Source organism: uncultured Flavonifractor sp. (genome assembly GCF_944387675.1).
In the GTDB taxonomy this organism is placed as follows: domain Bacteria; phylum Bacillota; class Clostridia; order Oscillospirales; family Oscillospiraceae; genus Flavonifractor.
In genome coordinates this window covers 1-18,265 of record NZ_CALXFV010000038.1, presented here as the reverse complement: position 1 = coordinate 18,265, position 18,265 = coordinate 1, and the positions used below count along the sequence as shown (strand labels likewise).

Annotated in this window: 15 protein-coding genes; 5 read left to right on the top strand and 10 right to left on the bottom strand. The window is 64.2% G+C overall.

The window, feature by feature from the left end; all coding sequences use genetic code 11:
- Positions 1-71: 71 nt before the first annotated feature.
- Positions 72-1,406: an MATE family efflux transporter gene (locus tag Q0J74_RS05380; protein WP_297211766.1), complete on the bottom strand. Its 1,335-nt coding sequence runs from the start codon at positions 1,404-1,406 to the stop codon at positions 72-74.
- Between the two features lie 141 nt (positions 1,407-1,547).
- On the opposite strand from Q0J74_RS05380, the gene Q0J74_RS05375 reads away from it, so the two are divergent.
- The 3 genes from Q0J74_RS05375 (at position 1,548) to Q0J74_RS05365 (ending at position 6,600) form a co-directional block, all read left to right on the top strand.
- Entirely contained in the window at positions 1,548-2,870 is a 1,323-nt protein-coding gene (locus tag Q0J74_RS05375) for a S1C family serine protease (RefSeq protein ID WP_297211764.1), read from the top strand.
- Between the two features lie 265 nt (positions 2,871-3,135).
- The gene (locus tag Q0J74_RS05370) at positions 3,136-4,629 is read left to right on the top strand and encodes an Ig-like domain-containing protein (RefSeq protein WP_297211761.1); all 1,494 of its coding nucleotides are present in this window, start codon (positions 3,136-3,138) and stop codon (positions 4,627-4,629) included.
- 3 nt (positions 4,630-4,632) lie between these two features.
- Complete coding sequence (locus Q0J74_RS05365) at positions 4,633-6,600, top strand: leucine-rich repeat protein (protein ID WP_297211758.1); 1,968 nt, start codon at positions 4,633-4,635, stop codon at positions 6,598-6,600.
- A gap of 54 nt (positions 6,601-6,654) precedes the next feature.
- Here the strand turns inward: Q0J74_RS05365 and Q0J74_RS05360 are convergent, their stop codons facing one another.
- On the bottom strand, positions 6,655-6,861 hold the full coding sequence (locus Q0J74_RS05360; protein WP_297211755.1) for a DUF896 domain-containing protein: 207 nt from the start codon (positions 6,859-6,861) through the stop codon (positions 6,655-6,657).
- Positions 6,861-7,658: an RNA-binding protein gene (locus tag Q0J74_RS05355; protein ID WP_297211751.1), complete on the bottom strand. Its 798-nt coding sequence runs from the start codon at positions 7,656-7,658 to the stop codon at positions 6,861-6,863. Before Q0J74_RS05355 ends, Q0J74_RS05360 begins: the two co-directional genes overlap by 1 nt.
- Positions 7,659-7,748: 90 nt before the next feature.
- On the opposite strand from Q0J74_RS05355, the gene Q0J74_RS05350 reads away from it, so the two are divergent.
- On the top strand, positions 7,749-8,732 hold the full coding sequence (locus Q0J74_RS05350; protein WP_297211748.1) for an MBL fold metallo-hydrolase: 984 nt from the start codon (positions 7,749-7,751) through the stop codon (positions 8,730-8,732).
- A gap of 78 nt (positions 8,733-8,810) precedes the next feature.
- Here Q0J74_RS05350 and Q0J74_RS05345 read toward each other — a convergent pair whose 3' ends face one another.
- The gene (locus tag Q0J74_RS05345; protein ID WP_297211745.1) at positions 8,811-10,556 is read right to left on the bottom strand and encodes an ABC transporter ATP-binding protein; all 1,746 of its coding nucleotides are present in this window, start codon (positions 10,554-10,556) and stop codon (positions 8,811-8,813) included.
- Positions 10,557-10,699: 143 nt separating this feature from the next.
- Here Q0J74_RS05345 and Q0J74_RS05340 point away from each other — a divergent pair, with 143 nt between their 5' ends.
- Entirely contained in the window at positions 10,700-11,632 is a 933-nt protein-coding gene (locus Q0J74_RS05340; RefSeq protein WP_297211742.1) for an AEC family transporter, read from the top strand.
- A gap of 67 nt (positions 11,633-11,699) precedes the next feature.
- On the opposite strand, the gene ftsH is transcribed toward Q0J74_RS05340, so the two are convergent.
- The 6 genes from ftsH to Q0J74_RS05310 all read right to left on the bottom strand — a co-directional run.
- Positions 11,700-13,667 carry an ATP-dependent zinc metalloprotease FtsH gene (gene ftsH / locus Q0J74_RS05335; protein WP_363315555.1) on the bottom strand — a complete coding sequence of 656 codons (1,968 nt, stop codon included), beginning with the start codon at positions 13,665-13,667 and terminating at the stop codon, positions 11,700-11,702.
- A gap of 39 nt (positions 13,668-13,706) precedes the next feature.
- On the bottom strand, positions 13,707-14,258 hold the full coding sequence (hpt, locus tag Q0J74_RS05330; protein WP_297211739.1) for a hypoxanthine phosphoribosyltransferase: 552 nt from the start codon (positions 14,256-14,258) through the stop codon (positions 13,707-13,709).
- 12 nt (positions 14,259-14,270) lie between these two features.
- Positions 14,271-15,641, bottom strand: a complete 1,371-nt coding sequence (tilS, locus tag Q0J74_RS05325) for a tRNA lysidine(34) synthetase TilS (protein ID WP_297211736.1) — start codon at positions 15,639-15,641, stop codon at positions 14,271-14,273.
- A 26-nt stretch (positions 15,642-15,667) separates the two neighbouring features.
- Entirely contained in the window at positions 15,668-17,020 is a 1,353-nt protein-coding gene (dnaB, locus tag Q0J74_RS05320; RefSeq protein WP_297211733.1) for a replicative DNA helicase, read from the bottom strand.
- Positions 17,021-17,074: 54 nt separating this feature from the next.
- The gene (gene rplI, locus Q0J74_RS05315; protein WP_297211730.1) at positions 17,075-17,521 is read right to left on the bottom strand and encodes a 50S ribosomal protein L9; all 447 of its coding nucleotides are present in this window, start codon (positions 17,519-17,521) and stop codon (positions 17,075-17,077) included.
- A gap of 15 nt (positions 17,522-17,536) precedes the next feature.
- The coding region (locus Q0J74_RS05310) for a DHH family phosphoesterase (protein ID WP_297211728.1) at positions 17,537-18,265 on the bottom strand (729 nt) is incomplete at its 5' end.

Genomic DNA, 18,265 nt, shown 5'->3' with positions numbered 1-18,265 from the left:
TTTTGAACTTCCATTCTGCTCAGGAATTATGGGACTTCGAACTCAATTCCTGTTGCACTTAGTTTGACAATTCACTCACGTTTCCATCCGTACATATCCCTGTGCCGCCACAGCAGGAACAGGGACAGCAGGCAGCTGAGTCCCTCCGCCGCCGGCACCGCCAGCCACACGCCCGTGACCCCCAGCAGCCGGGGCAGCACCAGCAGCCCAGCCATAAGGAAGCCGAAGGTGCGGGCGAAGGAGATGAGGGCCGAGCGTTTTCCGTCCCCCAGGGCGGTAAACAGGGCGGAGGCAAAGATATTGATTCCGGCAAAGAGAAAGGCGGGGGCAAACAACCGGAAGCCCCCCAGGGCCAGACCATAGACCTGGGTGCCGGCGGGCGAAAACACCCCCACGATGACAGGGGCCAGCAGCTGGGCGGCGGCAAAGATGGCCACCGCCCCCAACAGGATAAACCGGGCGCAGTGGCGGAAGGTGTTCCGCAGTCGGTCGTGCCGCTGGGCGCCCAGGTTGAAGCTGAACACCGGGGCCACCCCCATGGAAAAGCCCAGAAACAGGGCGATGAGCAGGAACTGGGCGTAGAGCAGGATGGTGATGGCGGCCACCCCCGTCTCTCCCAGCAGCGCCAGCATAATGGCGTTGAAGCAGAAGGTGGTGACGGCGGTGGACAGGTTGGTGACCATCTCGGAGGAGCCGTTGAAGCAGGCCCGGCCCAGCAGCGTCCAGCGCGGCTCCGGCCTGGCAAAGCGCAGGCCCTGACGCCGGGTCAGGAAGAAGACCACCCCGCACACCGCCGGAATGCAGTAGCCGGTGACCGTGGCCATGGCGGCCCCGGCGATGCCCAGCTCCAGCGGACCCATATACAGCCAGTCCAGCACCCCATTGGTAAGTCCCGCCCCGATGGTGAGGCCCAGGCCCAGGCCGGGCCGGCCGGCGGTGACAAAAAAGCTCTCAAACAGCAGCTGGAGCATGGCCATAGGGGCAAAGAGCAGCTGAATACGCAGGTAAACGGCGGCGTCGGGAAGCAGCAGGTCGCTGGCGCCCAGCAGCCGGGCCAGCTCCTCCGCCCACAGCCCGCCCGCCAGGGCAAAGCATCCGCCCATCCACACCGCCGTCAGGGCCAGAAAGCCGAAGGTGCGCCGGGCGCCCGCCAGATCCCCCGCCCCCATCCGGTGGCCCACCACCGCGCTGCCGCCGGTACCCAGCATGATGCCAGCCGCCAGCATGACGCTGAGGGCTGGGTAGGCGATGTTGATGGCGGCCAGGGCGTTCTCCCCCACCAGCCGGGCGGTGAGCACCCCGTCCACAATGGTGTACAGGGAGGTGACCAGCATCATTATGGTGGTGGGCAGGGCGAAGCGAAGCAGCCCGCCCAGGGTAAAATCCTGATCCAACCGGTTGTACACCGCCGGTTCCTCCTCTCCAGCCATTCTGAATGAAATTTAAAAATCATGCGAAGATTCTTCATGTTTTATACACAATTTCCGGGTATCCTAAGAACCGTTCCAAAGAGAAAACACAAACCCGTCAAAGAGGAGAGAAGCGCCATGTATTACAGTGATTATAACAGACCCCCTGAGGAACGGGAGCCCATCATAGAGTCCGACCAGTTCCACGTCTACGAGGCCCAGCCCCCCAAGAAGAAAAAGGGCATGGCCGCCAAATTTGTGGCCCTCGGCCTGTGCTGCGCCATTGTGGGCGGCCTGGTGGGGGGCGGCGGTGTCTGGGTCGCCAGCCGGCTGGCCGGAGGCAGCACCACCATCTACCAGAGCAGCAGTGGCACCACTGCCGTCACCCTGGCCAATGTGGACGGCCAGACCGTCCTCACCCCGGAGCAGATCTACGCCGCCAACCTGGGGGCGGTGGTGGGCGTCAACGGCAATGTGACCACCAACGTGTGGGGCTACACCGTGAAGAACGCCGTCTCCGGCTCCGGCTTCGTCATTAGCTCCAACGCCAGCACCAGCTACATTCTCACCAACTACCACGTCATTGACGGCGTCAGCGACATCACCGTGTTCTTCTCTGACGGCAAGAGCTATGACGCCACTCTGGTGGGGGGCGAGTCGGACAACGATATCGCCGTGCTGAAAATCGATGTGGGCAACCTGCCCATGGTCACCCTGGGCGACTCCGACGCCCTCAACGTGGGGGAGAACGTGTACGCCATCGGCAACCCTCTGGGTGAGCTGACCTTTACCTTCACCGGCGGCCTGGTGTCCGCCAAGGACCGCTCGGTGACCATGAGCGACGGCACCGTGATGAACATGCTCCAGACCGACACCGCCATCAACTCCGGCAACTCCGGTGGTCCCCTGTTTAACGAGTATGGCCAGGTCATCGGCATTGTCTCCGCCAAGCTGTCCTCCAGCTCCAGCTCGGAGGCCTCGGTGGAGGGCCTGGGCTTCGCCATCCCCATCAACGACGTGCGGGACATGGTCACCTCCATTATGGAGCACGGCTACGTCACCGGCAAGCCCAACGTGGGCATTCTGATGAACGACGTGAATGAAGCCGCCCAGCGCTACGGCGTACCCGCCGGCGCCGAGGTGCTGGCCATTTTGGAGAACTCCGGGGCGGAGAAGGGCGGCCTGCAGGTGGGGGACATTATCACCGCCGTGGACGGTGAGTCCGTGGCCAACAGTGACGCCCTGAAAGCCGCCGTCCAGAACTACAAGGCCGGGGAGCAGGTTACCTTCACCGTCTATCGGAATGGGGAGAGCGTGGATGTGACCGTTACCCTGGACGAGGACAATCAGACCACCCAGGCGGCCATGGACACGCTCCAGCAGGAATACCAGGAGCAGCAATCCCAGCAGCAGTCCCAGCAGGGGAACAATTTCTATTACAATTTCCCCTTCGGCTGGTAACGGAACGTGTTTGACCCGGACGGCGCGGTGACAGCGCGGCTCCCCCGGGAGTGCGCCTGAGACATCCGCCGGGCGGGACCGGCCCATAAAAATCAGCGATATTTGGTTTTATGACCAGGTATCGCTGATTTTTTGCTGCTGGTTCAAACGGACGATCGGCTCACCGCACCGCCGCCAGGCCGAAATACTGTAGATTTCTTTCCCACTTTATAGTATAATTTCCCAAACGAGCATGGACAAATGCAGGTTTAAGGAGGCTTTGGTCATGAGAAGGAGAAAGCGGGGTCTGTCCATATTCCTGTCCCTTTGCATCATAGTCCTGTGTCTGCCGGTCCTCAGCGGGGCTGACCGCGCCTCCGGCGCCGGAACGGCGCAGGAGCCGTATCTGATTTCCAATGAGGAGGAGCTGCTGCAAATCCGGGAGGAGCAGGACGCCCATTACAGACTGACGGACAACATTGAAGTGGGTACCTGGAGCGGGCAGCTCTTTTCCGGCGTGCTGGACGGGGACGGGTATCAAATCACCATCGGAACCATAAAAAACGGCTTTATTTACAGCAACAGCGGCACCATAAAGAACCTGTCCATTGAAATCGAGAGCGACACGGCCCTTCCCAATGCGTTTGTGCGGGAAAATCACGGGCTCATCGAAAATGTCCACGTCTCAGGCCGGATCCGGGCCACCAGCGGCAACGCCCAGGTTGGCTCGGTGGCCGCAATCAACGCCGCGGACGGCATCATCCGCAACAGCTATTCCACGGCGGACGCCTCCTTCAGCGGAAGCGCGGGTACAACCCTCCGCTTCGGCACCTTCGTGGGGGTCAATCAGGGTACCATCGAGTACTGCTACTGGCGCGGCACCACCTACAAGGTCAAGAATTTTGTGGGGGAAAATGAGGGTACGGTGACAAACTGCGTCCTGGGCGGCGAGTACGGACGGGACGATGCGGACATGCAGAAGCCCGAAACCTACCCCGGCTGGGATTTTGAAACGGTATGGAAAATAGATCCCGATATGAACGGCGGCTTCCCCTGCCACATCAACGAGCGGGAGTTTGTCAAAACGCCGGTGGAGGGCATAGAGCTAGACCCGGACAGGCTCTTTCTGGAGCCCGGTGATACCGCGGAGCTGACGGCCGAAGTCTATCCCCCGGAGGCGTGGAATCAGGCGGTGGTGTGGACCTCGTCAAACGAGTCGGCCGCCACTGTGTCGGCGGACGGGGTGGTGACGGCTCATGAGATGGGCGATGCGGTCATCACCGCCACCACGGAGGACGGCGGGTTCCACAGGGAATGTCATGTTTCGGTGGTGCTCAAAACAACGCAGCTGACCCTTGACCGGCACGAGGTGCTTCTCGACGTCGGAGAGAGCGATACACTCCAGGCAAGCATAGCCCCCGAAGCCGCCACAAACCAAACCATCCTCTGGTCCACGTCCGATGACGGCGTCGCCGTTGTCACCGGGGGAACCGTGCAGGGTCTGGCGCTGGGCAGGGCCGTCATCACCGCCGCGTCGGAGGATGGCGGCAGCAGCGATACCTGCGTGGTGACGGTTCGGCCCCCGGCGGCGGAGCGGTACGACCTCAACGGCGACGGCGCATGTACCATGGAGGACGCCCGGCTGCTGGCCCAGTACCTCAGCGGGGCCGGTCAGACCGGGCTGACGGAGGAGCGGGCGGACGCCAATGGGGACGGACGGGCGAACAGCCGGGACGTGACCGAGTTGCTCCAGTACCTGAAGAGCAAGGAGGAGGGCTAAAAATTGAAGCGGTTTGTTTCTGTCCTGCTGGCCTGCGCCCTTCTCTGCGTGGTGTGGATGCCCATGGCCTATGCTGAGTCCACGCCGGAGCGGAAAATCATTTATCTGGCCGTGGGCGACACCTATACCATTGACACGGGCAGAACCATCGGCAGCAATGAGATGCTGAAGGCCAACTGGTACAGCTCCGATTCCTCCAAGCTAAAAATCGTGGGGGACAATTACGGAAAGGATAAGAGCGATGTGCGGGCGGTGGCATCCTCCGGCGGGAAAATCATCATAATAAGCGTTGAGATTGAGGAATACTGGGGCTTTCCCTGGACTGACCTGATACCGGGGAAACTTGAATATTTCTTTGTAATACTGGGGGAGGACCCCCAGTCCATCACCCTCCCGCCCACGGCGGAGCTCACCGACACAGCCTCCCTGAAGCTGACGCCGGAGTTCACGCCGGAAAAGGCCGAAACCGCCTGCACATGGTCCAGCAGCGACACGTCGGTGGCCACCGTCAGTGATACCGGCATGGTAAAGGGCGTTTCCAAGGGAACGGCAGTGATCACGGCGGAAGCCGTCAACGGACTTACGGCCCAGTGTACGGTGACGGTAAAACCCACAAACGTGTGCGGAGATGATTTGGATTGGTCCGTCGCCGACGGCGTTCTGACCATCCGCGGAACCGGCGCAATGTACGACTACACCGTGGACGGGACCCCGTGGGCCAAATACAACGATGAGATTACAAGCGTCCGCGTTTCCGAGGGCGTGACGCGCGTTGGGGACTTCGCCTTCTCCGGCAGCGCGGTGTCCGAGGTGAGCTTGCCGGAGAGTCTGCTGGAGCTGGGCGATGAGGTGTTCTTTGACTGCCCCAACCTCCAGCAGCTCCACCTCCCCGCAGGGGTGCGCAGCCTGAGCAGCGATTCCCTCTCGGGCTATGCCCTGAAGTGCATCTCGGTAAGCGGGGAAAACCCGTATTTTTCCGCCCATGACGGGGTGCTGTACAACAAGGACATGACCGCCCTGGTGCGCTACCCCTCCGGCAAGGAGGGGGCGCATTACTGCGTCCCCGGCTGCGTGGAGCGAATCTGCTCCAACGCCTTTTATCAAACCTGTCTGGATACGCTGTACGTGCCGGAGACCGTTTCGGAAATCGAATATTTCGGCATATCCACATCGGGACTCACGGTGTACGGCACAAAGGGAAGCGCGGCGGAGCAGGCAGTCACTGATTATATCTCTTACGGGTTTACCATGTATTTCAGCGATATCTCCCTTGCCGACTACCCCCTGGTGCGCGCCGGCAGCGCCGCGGGCCACACCGGCGGCACGGTAAGCGTGCCTGTGATGCTCTCGGGCAATCCCGGCTTTGCCAACCTCAATCTCCAGATATCCTATGATACGGCAAAGCTCTCCCTGAAGGACGTCCAGGGGGAGACGCTGGGGGCGCTGTACACAGAGGGCGTGGACACGGATGCCGGCCTTGTGAACCTGAGCTGGGATTCGCCGGACAACATCGCCTACAACGGCATCCTCGCCACCCTTACCTTTGAGGTGACCGGCCTTTCGGGGCGGACCCCCATTGGCGTCAGCTTCTATCCGGGGCTGGACGGCGGCTATACGGACGGATACGACGTGAATTATACCCAGAACTTCCAGCCGCTGGAGCTGCACTATATGAGCGGAGACGTTTTCTCCGACCCCGGGTGGGGGACCATCGCCATTACCGGTCTCACCGCGGAGGAGACCCTGCGCTTTTCCGTTCAGCTCACGTCGGAGACTGAGATTGACGGCGTGCTTGCCGCGGCCGTTTACGACAGCGGCGGCAGGCTCTGCGCCTTGGAGCTGCACCCGGCGGCGGCCAGCACCGCCTTTGAGCTGGAGCAAGTCCCCGATGCCAGCCGGCTCTCCGTTCTGTGGCTGGAATCCCTGGAGAGCCTAAAGCCCCGGGCGGAGCCGGAGGAGCTGGAGCTGTAGCGCGCAGCCGGGGGAGGCGTATGCCCCCGCCTTCCGCGAAGGGGTCCCGGGTGCTTATGGCTTTTTTCCCAGCTTGTGCCGGGTGCCGTCAGGCTCCACGATGACGGTGTGCTCCAGCTGGGCCACCAGGTTGGCCCGGTAGGCGGCGATATACTCCTGCCGCAGCAAATCCCGCTCCACCATTTCCTCCGGGGTGAGGCCGGCCTGGCTCTTGGCCTTTTTGGCCAGCTCGTTGATCCGTGCAATCTTTTTCTCGTCCATCAGACATACCGCTCCAATCCGATCAGAATGCGCCCCTTTTTGGACGGGCCGCCCACCTCTTTCACCACGCATTTGCCCAGGCCCCGGCAGCTGATGGTGTCCCCCTCCTTCACCGGCCGGTCGGGCTTCAGGCACTCCTGGTGATTGAGCTGCACCTTTCCCGAGGTGATAAGCTCCGCGGCCCGTCCCCGGGACAGGGAGAAGCCGGAGGCGGCCACCGCGTCCAGCCGCAGGGAGCTCACCGTGTCCCGGATGGGCTTTACCTGCACCGCCGGAGAGGAGAGCTCCTCTAGGCCCACAGGGCGCGCCTTCAAACGGACCCGGCCCGCCTGGTCCAGGTGGAGCAGCAGGAAGCCGGCCACCTCCTCCAGCACCAGCACGTCGCAGGTCCTCTCCCCCACCAGAATGTCCCCCACCTTTTCCCGGTCCAGCCCCAGACCCAGAATGGCCCCCAGAAAGTCCCGGTGGGTCAGTCCGCCCCCGGACCAGGTGCACCGGATGGCCCGGATGGGGTTGTATTCCGGCCCGCTGTGCCAGTCCTCCTCCTCCAGCCAGTCGGGGAGAAAGGCGCACACCGTCCGCTCGGCGTCGGGGCAGCCGCCGGAAAACAGGTGGCTGGGGTAGCCACAGGCCTGGATCAGACCCTCCACCGCCGCCCGCTCATGGGGGGAGAGAAAGCCGGTGTGGCTGGGCGTTCCCCGGTTTCGGGCCAGCTCCAGCTTGTCCAGGGCGCGGGCCAGCAGCAGCCGCTCCTCCCCGTCCCGGGCCAGCCGGTTCAGCAGTTCCGTCTTGTTCATCCTTCCCCCTCCTTTGAGAGAATAGTATAGCATATTCAGGGGAACTAGGGTATAATCGTTTTAAAAAACAGAGAAGGAGCGCCGCAGCCCATGCCAGAACAGATCATACCCAACCTGTACCGCATTCCCGTTCCCCTCCCCGGCAACCCCCTGAAGGAGCTCAACGCCTACCTGATCCGGGGGAAGGACCGCCCCCTGCTGGTGGATACCGGCTTCCGGCAGGAGCCCTGCCGCCAGGCCCTCTTTGCCCAGCTCAAGGAGCTGGGGCTGAGGCCGGGGGAGGTGGACGTGCTGCTCACCCACCTCCACTCCGACCACTCCGGCCTGGCCCCCGAGGCGGCCGGGGAACGGGGGGTCATTTACATCAGCGCTGTGGACCGGCCCACCCTGGACTGCACCCGGGAGGAGCAGGCGGAGCACTGGGCGGCCACTACCCGCCGCTTTGCCGCCGAGGGCTTTCCGCCGGAGCTGCTCCGGGACATGGCATCCACCAACCCCGCCCGGTCCATGGCGCCCCCGGAGGGGGGGCATTACGAGAGCCTGGTTGACGGCCAGGTGCTGGAGGCGGGGGGCTTCCGCCTCCGGGCGCTGCTCATGCCCGGCCATACCCCGGGCCAGATGTGCTTCTGGGTGGAGGGGGAGGGCCTGCTGCTGCTGGGGGACCACGTGCTCTTCGACATCACCCCCAACATCACCTCCTGGCCCCAGCTGCCCGACGCCCTGGGCGCTTACCTGGACAGCCTGGACCGCATTCGGAACTACGTCCCCGTCCGCTCCCTCCCCGGCCACCGGGGCGGAGGAGCGCTGGTCCCCCGGGTGGACGCCCTGAAGGAGCACCACCGCCTGCGGCTGGAGGAGGCCTATCAGGCGGTGAAAAACCACCCCGGCGCCGGCGCCTATGAGCTGGCGGGATACATGACCTGGAAGATCCGGGCCGGCAGTTGGGCGGAGTTTCCGGTGGCCCAGAAGTGGTTTGCCGTGGGGGAGTGTATGTCCCATCTGGACCATCTGATGGTCCAGGGGCGGATTACCCGCAAGACGGAGGAGGGCCTCAACCGCTATCAGGCGGGATAACGAGACGGCTGAGAACGTGGCGGAGCACCTTTTCGACAAGCTGAATCGGGGAGCGGCGCTGCCGCTCCCCGATTTTTGCTATACGGAAACTGATTTTTGCAGGCTGTATAACCGGGCGTATTCGCCGCCCTTGGCCATCAGCGCTTCATGGGTCCCCTCCTCGGCGATGCCGCAGCCGTCGATGACGATGATGTGGCCGGCGGAGCGGATGGTGGACAGCCGGTGGGCGATGATGAGGGTGGTGCGGCCCTGGGCCAGCTGGTCGAAGGCGGACTGGATGCGGGCCTCGGTGACGCTGTCCAGAGCGGAGGTGGCCTCATCCAGAATGAGGATGGGCGGGTCTTTGAGGAAGATCCGGGCGATGGACACCCGCTGCTTCTGCCCGCCGGAGAGCATCACCCCCCGCTCCCCCACCTGGGTCTGGAAGCCGTCGGGCATCTGCATGATGTCGTCGTAGATCTCCGCCCGGCGGGCGGCCTCCACCACCTCGGCCTCGGTGGCGTCGGGCCGGCCGTAGCGGATGTTGTCGTAGATGGTACCGGCGAAAAGGAACACGTCCTGCTGTACAATGCCGATGTGCTCCCGCAGGGAGCGCTGCTGAAGCTGGCGCACGTCCTGGCCGTCCACCAGCACCCGGCCGGCGGTGACGTCGTAGAACCGGGGGATGAGCTGGCACAGGGTGGACTTGCCCCCGCCGGAGGGACCCACCACCGCCACCGTCTCTCCGGGCCGGATGTGGAGGGTGACGTGGTCCAGCACCGGCTCGGGAGAGGACTCGTACCGGAAGGTGACGTCGTCCACCAGAATGTCCCCCTTTACCTGGGTGAGGGGCCGGGCGTCGGGGGCGTCCTGAATGTCGGGCTGCACCCCCATCAGCTCCACAAACCGCTTGAAGCCCGCCATGCCCTGCATATACTGCTCCACAAAGGCGGACAGTTTGCGGATGGGGGTGATGAAGGTGGTGACGTACAGGGCGAAGGTGGTCAGGTCGATGAAGTCCATCCGCTCCTGCATGATGAGCCAGCCGCCGAAGGCGATCACCAGGGCGGAGAGGATGCCCATGAAGAACTCCATCCCCGACTGGTAGAAGGCCATAGCCTGGTAGTAGCCCCGCTTGGCGCCCCGGAACTGGTCGTTGGCGGCGTTGAATTTGTCGCTCTCCGCCTGCTCGTTGGCAAAGGCCTTGGCGGTGCGCATGCCGGAAATGGAGGACTCCACCTCCCCGTTGATACCCGCCAGCTTGGCCTTTACCTCAAGGGAGGCCCGCATCATTTTCTTCCGGGTGAGAGCGGTAAAGAGAATGAAAATGGGGATGACGGCAAACACCACCAGGGCCAGCCGCCACTGGACGGTGAGCATGATGCAGAAGGCCCCCAGAATGGTTACCGAGGAGATGAACAGGTCCTCCGGGCCGTGGTGGGCCAATTCGGTGATCTCAAACAGATCGCCGGTGACCCGGCTCATCAGCTGGCCGGTGCGGTTTTTGTCATAGAAGGAAAAGGACAGCTCCTGCATGTGGGTGAACAGGTCCCGGCGGATATCCGCCTCCATCCGCACCCCCAGCAGGTGGCCCCAGTAGGTGACAATGTAGTAGAGCGCGCCCTTAAGCACGTAAGCGCCCACCAGGGCGGCCATCACCGCGAAAAAGGCGGCGAAGAGCTTCTGAGGCAGCAGGGTCTGCATGGACCAGCGGGACACCATGGGGAAGAGCAAATCCACCACACAGATGCACAGCGCGCACGTCATGTCCAGCAGAAACAGTCTCCAGTGGGGCTTGTAGTAGGAGGCGAAGATCCGCAGATATCCCCTTCGCGTTCCGGCCATAGGCGGCCCCCTCCTCTCCGTGCAGTCCCCACCCGGGGGTGGGGCAACCCCCAGTATAGCCCCCGCCGGGGGATTTTGTCAACCGATTTGCATTTTCCGCGGAAGCTGATATAATGATGCTGTTTGAAAAAAGGAGCTGTTGTGTGTTGGCGGAAAATTTTTTGCTGGTGGCCTCCCAGGTGGGGACCCTGTTTTTGCTGATGGGGGTGGGCTATGTGCTGACCCGGTGCGGGAAATTCGGCCCGGAGACCCAGTCCCACACCACCTTCCTGCTGCTGTACGTGGTGGTCCCCTGTCTGATAATTGACACCCTTCAGATGCCCCGCAGCGCCCACCTTATCCAGGTGATGGGCCTGTGCATGGCCCTGACGCTGGGTCTCTACCTGCTGGCGGCCCTGGGGCTGTGCCTGCTGTTCCGGCGGCAGGGGGAGAACACCCGCATCGTGCTGCGCTACGGCGCCATGTACGGCAACATCGGCTTTATGGGCCTGCCCCTGGCCCAGGCGGTGCTGGGGGAGGAGGGACTGATGTTCGCCATTGTGGGCCTGGTGGGCTTCACCCTCTTTGTCTGGAGCCATGGGGTGCTGCTCATGGGGGGCAAGGGGGGCTTTTCCCTGAAAAAGATGTTTCTCAATCCGGGGATGTTCGGCGCCCTGGGTGGGATCGCCCTGTTTTTGCTGGACTTCCGCCTGCCCGCAGTGGCGGGCAACGCCGTGGCCTTTTTGGGCAGCATGAATACACCCCTGGCCATGGTGATTATCGGCTCTCAGATGGCGGCGGCCGACCTGGGGGCCACCTTCCGCAATCCCAGGCTGTACCTGTCCGCCCTATTCAAGCTGGTGGGCTTTCCCCTGCTCACCGCCCTGCTGCTGCTTCCCCTCCGGCTGGAGCCGGTGATGTACATTGTGCTGGTCATCCTGGCGGCCACCCCATCGGCGGGCTATACCTCCATCTTCTCCCAGCAGTATCACCGGGACACCGCCTCCGCCGCCCAGCTGGTTACTCTCACCACCCTGTGCTGTATCCTCACCCTCCCCTGCTTCGCCGTGCTGGCCGGCGCGCTGATCGGGAGATAGGCGGGAAGAAGCGCCCCCCGCCCAGGCGAAAAGCCTGGGCGGGGGGCGCTGTGTTGTCTGGGGAAGGTCATTCGGCGGGGGGATCGGTCTGGCCGTCCTCCCCCTCCCTGTCTCCGGATGCCGGCGGGTCCGCCTCTTTCCGCGCCTCGGCCTCCACCGCCCGATAGGAGGCGGGAGGCTGCACGGCGGCGGGATTTGTAAACACCAGCTCAAAGTCGGCGGCGTCCATATTCTCATACTTCAGCAGGTAGTCGGCCACAAACTCCAGCTCCTTCCGCCGGGCGGTAAGGATCGTCCGGCACCGGGCGTAAGCCTGGTCGATGAGGGCGCGGATCTCCTCGTCAATGAGGGCGGCCACCTCCTCCGAGTAGCTTTTGGTCTGGGCCATGGACCGGCCGATGAACACCTCGTCATGGCCGGAGTCAAACACCACATTGCCCAGCCGCTGGCTCATGCCGTAGCGGGTGACCATGTTCCGGGCGATGGCGCTGGCTTTCTGCAAATCGCTGCCCGCGCCGGTAGAGATATCCCCCAGCACCAGCTCCTCGGCGGCCCGGCCCCCCAGGCAGACGGCGATGCGCTCGGTAAGCTGCCGCTTGGACTGGAAGGTGACATCCTCCTGGGGCAGGGAGATGGTCATGCCCCCCGCCATGCCCCGGGGGATGATGGTGATCTGATGCACCGGGTCCTGAGTCTCCAGGTCGTGGATGACGATGGCGTGGCCCGCCTCGTGGTAGGCGGTGAGCTTCCGCTCCCGCTGGATGACCACCCGGCTCTTCTTCTCCGGCCCGGCGATGACCTTGATCACCGCCTCGCTCAGATCCTTCCTGGCGATAAACCGGCGGTGCTGCCGGGCGGCCAGCAGGGCGGCCTCGTTCATCAGGTTTTCCAAATCCGCGCCGGTGAAGCCGCCGGTACCCTTGGCCAGCTCCGCCAGGGACACGTCGTCCCCCAGGGGTTTGTTTCGGGCGTGGACCTTCAGGATGGCCTCCCGGCCCTTGATGTCCGGGTAGCCCACATACACCTGCCGGTCGAACCGGCCGGGGCGGAGCAGGGCGGGGTCCAGAATATCCTGCCGGTTGGTGGCCGCCATGACCACCACCCCTTCGTTGTTGCCGAAGCCGTCCATCTCCACCAGCAGCTGGTTGAGGGTCTGCTCCCGCTCGTCGTGACCGCCGCCCAGGCCGGCCCCTCTCTGACGGCCCACGGCGTCAATCTCGTCGATAAACACAATGGCGGGAGAATTTTTCTTGGCCTGGTCGAAGAGGTCCCGGACCCGGCTGGCGCCCACGCCCACGTACAGCTCCACAAAGTCGGAGCCGGAGATGGACAGGAAGTGGACCCCCGCCTCCCCGGCCACCGCCTTGGCCAGCAGGGTCTTGCCGGTACCCGGCGGCCCCACCAGCAGCACCCCCTTGGGGATGCGGGCGCCCAGGTCTAGATAGCGCTGGGGGTCCCGGAGAAACTCCACAATCTCCTGCAGCTCCTCCTTCTCCTCCTCGGCCCCGGCCACGTCGTCAAAGGTGACTTTTTTCTCCTCATCGGCCCCGGTGCGGGTGCGCGCCCGGCCGAACCGGGCAGTGCGGTCCACGCCGCCGCCCCCGCCGCCGGCCTGCCGCAGGAACATGAAGTACCACAGCAGGCCGAAGGACACCACAATGGCGATCCAGGGCAGGTAACTCATCCAGTAGGGGGGCTCCCAGGCCTTGGGGTAATCGTAATCGGAGATAATCCCCAGCCGCTGCTGCTCCACAATCAGGTCGTTGAAGTCGTCATAGAACCACTGGGGGTTGCCCACGTCGTAGCGCACGGTGGCCTGGCCGCCCACCGGCTCCTTCAGCCAGAGGGTGAGGGTGCCGTCGTCCTGGAGGGAGACCTGGGACACCTGCTGCTCCTCCAGCAGGCGGCGGATCTGGCCGTAGGTGACCTCCGCCTGGCTGTCCAGACCGCCCCGAAGAGCCAGCATAGTGAGCACCAGAATCAGCGCCACCAGCAGGTAGAATCCCACGTCGCGCAAGTTTCCGTTTCGTTTCAAAAAATGGCCACGTCCTTTCCGGGCAAGCGCTGCCGGTAATTACCCGCCGTACACCGAGGGCTTGAGCACCCCGATGTAGGGCAGGTTGCGGTACTTCTCCGCGTAGTCCAGGCCGTAGCCCACCACAAAGTAGTCTGGAATGGAGAAGCCGGAGTAGTGTACCTCCACTTCCTTCACCCTCCGGGAGGGCTTATCCAGCAGGGTACACAGCCGCACCGAGGCGGGCTTCCGCGCCTGGAGCAGCTGGAGCAGGTAGCTCAGGGTGTTGCCGCTGTCCAGAATATCCTCCACCACGATCAGGTCCTTGCCCTCAATGTGCTCCGACAGGTCTTTGATGATCTTCACCTGGCCGGAGCTGGAGGTACCGGCCCCGTAGGAGGATACCGCCATAAAGTCCACCGTGCAGGGCAGATTGATCTGCCGCACCAAATCGGCCATAAACACAAAGGAACCCCGCAGCACGCTGACCAGCAGCGGCTCCTTCCCGGCATAATCCCGGTCAATCTGGGCGGCAATTTCCGCCACCCGCTGCTTCAGCGCCTCCTCGGAGAAGAGGACCCGCTCCACGTCCTTGTCCAGCATATGCTCCATACCTTGTCACCCTCACTCTTTTTTCCAAAAAATCAGCTCATAGGCGTCCTGTCCCGGCCGGGCCAGGCGGCTTTTGTCCGGGCCGAAGCCCGCCGCCGCCAGTACCCCCCGGTCGTCAGCCAGGATGGGGACCAGTTCCCGCTCCCGCCGGGGCAGCTTTTCCTCGATAAACAGCTTTTTGATGGTCTTGGTGCCGCCCCGCCGGGGCAGGGCGATCTCATCCCCCGTCTGCCGGGGCCGGAGCACCGGCGTCCCCTCCAGGGCGTCCCGGGCCAGGTAGCAGGCCCCCGGGGTCTCCTCCCCCGGCGGGGGACAGAGCACCGCCCGGCAGCTGCACCGCCAGGGCGTCCCCTCCGGCGCCGTCTCCCCCTCCATGTTCAGGGGGATGGGGTGGAAGGGGGGCGGGGGGTCGCCCTGGGTGGTGAAGAGCAGCTCCTTGTACACCCGCTGTACCAGCCGCCCGTTGGGCAGGAAGGCCACCGCCGACGGATCCTCCCCCGCCGCCAGGTCCACAACGGCCCTCAAATGGGCGGCGGAGCAGTCGGTCTTGCCGTCCCCCGTCATCTCCAGCAGCCGCCGGGCCGCCCGGGGGGCGATGGCGGAGGGGAGCTGGGCGAGATACCGGGCCTCAATCACCAGGTCATCCTCCGCCCACCGGGCGTGGGAGCAGGCGGCGGCGGCCTGGGCGTTCATAAAATCGTTGTCGGCCCGGAGATACCCCATGGTCTCCGCCGCGCTCTCGGTGAGCCGGGGATTGAGCTGCCGCAGCACCGGCACCACCTGGCGGCGGATGCGGTTGCGGGCATAGCTCTCGTCGGTGTTGGTGCAGTCCTCCACGTGATGCAGGCCGTGGGCCTTCAGATAGGCCTCAATCTCCGCCCGGGGGGTGGTGAGCAGGGGCCGGACAATCTCCCCACGCCGGGGGGGAATCCCCGCCAGACCGTGGAGGCCCGCCCCCCGCACCAGATGGAGCAGCAGGGTCTCCAGATTGTCGTCGGCGTTATGGGCGGTGGCAATCCGGGTGCAGCCCAGCTCCTCCGCCGCCCGGCGGAGAAAGTCGTACCGCAGCTGCCGCCCGGTCTCCTCCACGCCGAGGCCCCGGCGCCGGGCCTCGGCGTACACCTCCCCCCGCTCCACCGCGCAGGGAATGTTCCGCTCCCGGCAGAACTGCTCCACAAAGGCGGCGTCGGAATCGGCGGCCTGGCCCCGCATGCCGTGGTGGTAGTGGGCGGCGGCCACGGTAAAGCCCCCCTCCGGCCCCATGGCGTGGAGCAGGTGGAGCAGGCAGATGGAGTCCGCCCCGCCGGACACGGCGCACAGCACCCTGCCCCCCCGGGGAAGCATATCGTATTCCGCTGTCAGGCTCTTGACAGTTTCCAGCATAGTGTCTCCTTTGGGCTGCGGGCCGTTTAATACTCCGTATGCCGCCGGTCAATGGAAGAAAAGGTGGTGTACTCCGGCAGCCATTGCAGCTCTACCGTCCGGGTCTCTCCGTGGCGGTTTTTGGCGATGATGCACTCGGCCAGGTTGTGGTTTTCGCTGTCCTCATTATAATAATCGTCCCGATAGAGGAACATGACGATGTCGGCGTCCTGCTCGATGGCTCCCGACTCCCGCAGGTCGGAGAGCATGGGCCGCTTGTCCGAGCGGCTCTCCGGACCCCGGGAGAGCTGGGACAGGCACACCACCGGCACGTTCAGCTCCTTGGCCATGATCTTCAAGGCCCGGGAGATGTCGGAGACGATCTGCTGCCGGTTGTCCCCGCTGCGCTGGGGTCCGCCGGCGGAGGTCATCAGCTGGAGGTAGTCGATGACCACCAGCCCCAGGTTGTCCACCCGGCGGCACTTGGCGTTCATGTCCGCCACGCTGAGGGCGGGATTGTCGTCAATGAGGATCTGGGTCTGGTTCAAAGCGGCGGAGGCGGCGGCGATTTTGTTCCAGTCCTCCTCCCCCAGCTTGCCGGTGACCAGCTTTTTGTTGTCCACAAAGGACTCGCTGGAGATCAGGCGCATACACAGCTGCTCCCGGCTCATTTCCAGGGAAAAGAACACCACCGTCTTGCCGGAGAACTTGCCGGCGTGGAGCAGCAGGTTGAGGGCGAAGGAGGTCTTGCCCATGCCCGGCCGGGCGGCCAGCAGAATGAGGTCGGACTTGTTCAGCCCGGAGATGGCCATATCCACGTCGGGCAGTCCGGTACTCAGTCCCGGCACCGCCTGGCCGCTGGCGGCCAGCTCGTTGAGCCGCGCATACACGTCCAGAATGACCCCCGAGATGTGGGTCAGCCCCTGGGCGGAGCGGCCCTGGCGGATGGCGTAGATCCGCTGCTCGGCGGCCTCCAGCACCTCCTGGGCGGTGCCGGTCCCCTCCTGCACCAGGGCGGTCAGCTCCCCCGCCGTCTCCGCGATCCGCCGCAGCAGGGCTTTGTCCCTCACAATGGCCACGTATTCCTTCACGTTGGCCGCGGTGGGGGTGATGTCCATCAGCTGGAGCAGGTAGTTCCGGGAGCTGTTCTCGTCATACACCCCGTTCTGGCGCATGTGGTCCAGCACCGTCACCGGGTCGATGGTGAGGGAGAAATTGAACATGGAATAGATGGTCTCGTAGATCTCCCGGTTGGTGCGCAGGTAGAAGTCCTCGGGCTTGAGGGCCTCGATCACCTCCGGCACGCACCGGGCGTCAATGAGCATAGAGCCCAGCACGCTCTGCTCGGCCTCCACGCTGTGGGGCATCTGCCGCAGCAGCAGCTCTTCTTCTCCTGCCATGTGCGCTCCTTCCTGGCTGATGGGGGCCGATGTCTCCATCAGCCCCCGGGCAGTTTACGCCTCGGCCACGACCACCTTCAAGGTGCCGGCGACCTCATATCCCAGCTTCACCTTCAGCTCATAGGTGCCGAAGGCCTTGATGGGCTCCTCCTGGACGATCTTGGTCTTGGCAATGGTGATGCCGTGCTGGGCGGCCAGGGCGTCGGCAATCTCCTTGGAGGTCACCGCGCCGAACAGCCGGCCGCCGTTGCCCCCCTTGGCCACCACCTTCACGCTCAAATCCTTCAGCTTGGCGGCGATGGCCTCCGCCTCCGCCTTCTCTGCGGCGGCCTGGGCGGCCTTGGCCTTCTCCTGCATCTTCATGGTGTTGATGTTCTCGGCGGTGGCGGCCACCGCCAGCTTCCGGGGCAGGAGGAAGTTGCGGGCGTAGCCGTCGCTGGCCTCAATCATCTGGCCCTTCTTGCCCTGGCCCTTCACGTCCTGCTGTAAAATCACTTTCATGGCTGCAATCTCCTTTTACTCGTCAGCTAAATATTGGTCAATGGCCTGGAGCAGCATCCGGGTCACCTCGTCCACCGTCTTGTCCGGCACCTGGGCGCCGGCGGTGGCGGCGTTGCCGCCGCCCCCCAGCTTCTCCAGCACCACCTGCACGTTTACCTCCCCCATGCTCCGGGCGGAGAGAATCACCCGCCCCTCGCTGTCGGGGAAGAGGACGAAGGAGGTGTCGATGCCGGAGATGTTCAGCAGCTCATCGGCGGCCTGGGCGGCGGTGATGCGGCCCACGGTGTGGTCCACCCGGGCAATGGCAATGGCCGCCTTGTACATCCGGGCGTTCTGGATGATGTCGTACTTGGCGATGGTCCCCTCCAGGTCGTTCTGGAAGAGCTTTTTCACATCGCCGGTATCGGCGCCGGAGCGGCGGAGGAAGGCCGCCGCCTCAAAAGTGCGGCTGCCGGTGCGCATGGTAAACTGCTTGGTGTCCAGGGCGATGCCCGCCAGCAGGGCCTCCGCCTCGATTTTCAGCAGGTCCGCCGGCTCCAGCAGGTATTGCAGCAGCTCGGTGGACAGCTCGCTGGCGGAGGAGGCGTAGGGCTCGTGGAAGTTGAGGGCGGCGTCGGCAATGTAGGAGGAGGCCCGGCGGTGGTGGTCGATGACCGCCACCTTGTGGACCGCCTCCAGCAGGTCCTGGCTCACCACCTGCTCCGGCCGGTTGGTGTCCACCACCACCAGCAGGCAGTTGGCGTC

Bases quoted from the DNA above. Each gene is read 5' to 3' on its own strand.
- Q0J74_RS05350 (WP_297211748.1), top strand. From the start codon at position 7,749: ATGCCAGAACAGATCATACCCAACCTGTACCGCATTCCCGTTCCCCTC.
- hpt (WP_297211739.1), bottom strand. From the start codon at position 14,258: ATGGAGCATATGCTGGACAAGGACGTGGAGCGGGTCCTCTTCTCCGAG.
- Q0J74_RS05370 (WP_297211761.1), top strand. From the start codon at position 3,136: ATGAGAAGGAGAAAGCGGGGTCTGTCCATATTCCTGTCCCTTTGCATC.
- dnaB (WP_297211733.1), bottom strand. From the start codon at position 17,020: ATGGCAGGAGAAGAAGAGCTGCTGCTGCGGCAGATGCCCCACAGCGTG.
- Q0J74_RS05375 (WP_297211764.1), top strand. From the start codon at position 1,548: ATGTATTACAGTGATTATAACAGACCCCCTGAGGAACGGGAGCCCATC.
- Q0J74_RS05345 (WP_297211745.1), bottom strand. From the start codon at position 10,556: ATGGCCGGAACGCGAAGGGGATATCTGCGGATCTTCGCCTCCTACTAC.
- rplI (WP_297211730.1), bottom strand. From the start codon at position 17,521: ATGAAAGTGATTTTACAGCAGGACGTGAAGGGCCAGGGCAAGAAGGGC.
- Q0J74_RS05360 (WP_297211755.1), bottom strand. From the start codon at position 6,861: ATGGACGAGAAAAAGATTGCACGGATCAACGAGCTGGCCAAAAAGGCC.
- tilS (WP_297211736.1), bottom strand. From the start codon at position 15,641: ATGCTGGAAACTGTCAAGAGCCTGACAGCGGAATACGATATGCTTCCC.
- Q0J74_RS05355 (WP_297211751.1), bottom strand. From the start codon at position 7,658: ATGAACAAGACGGAACTGCTGAACCGGCTGGCCCGGGACGGGGAGGAG.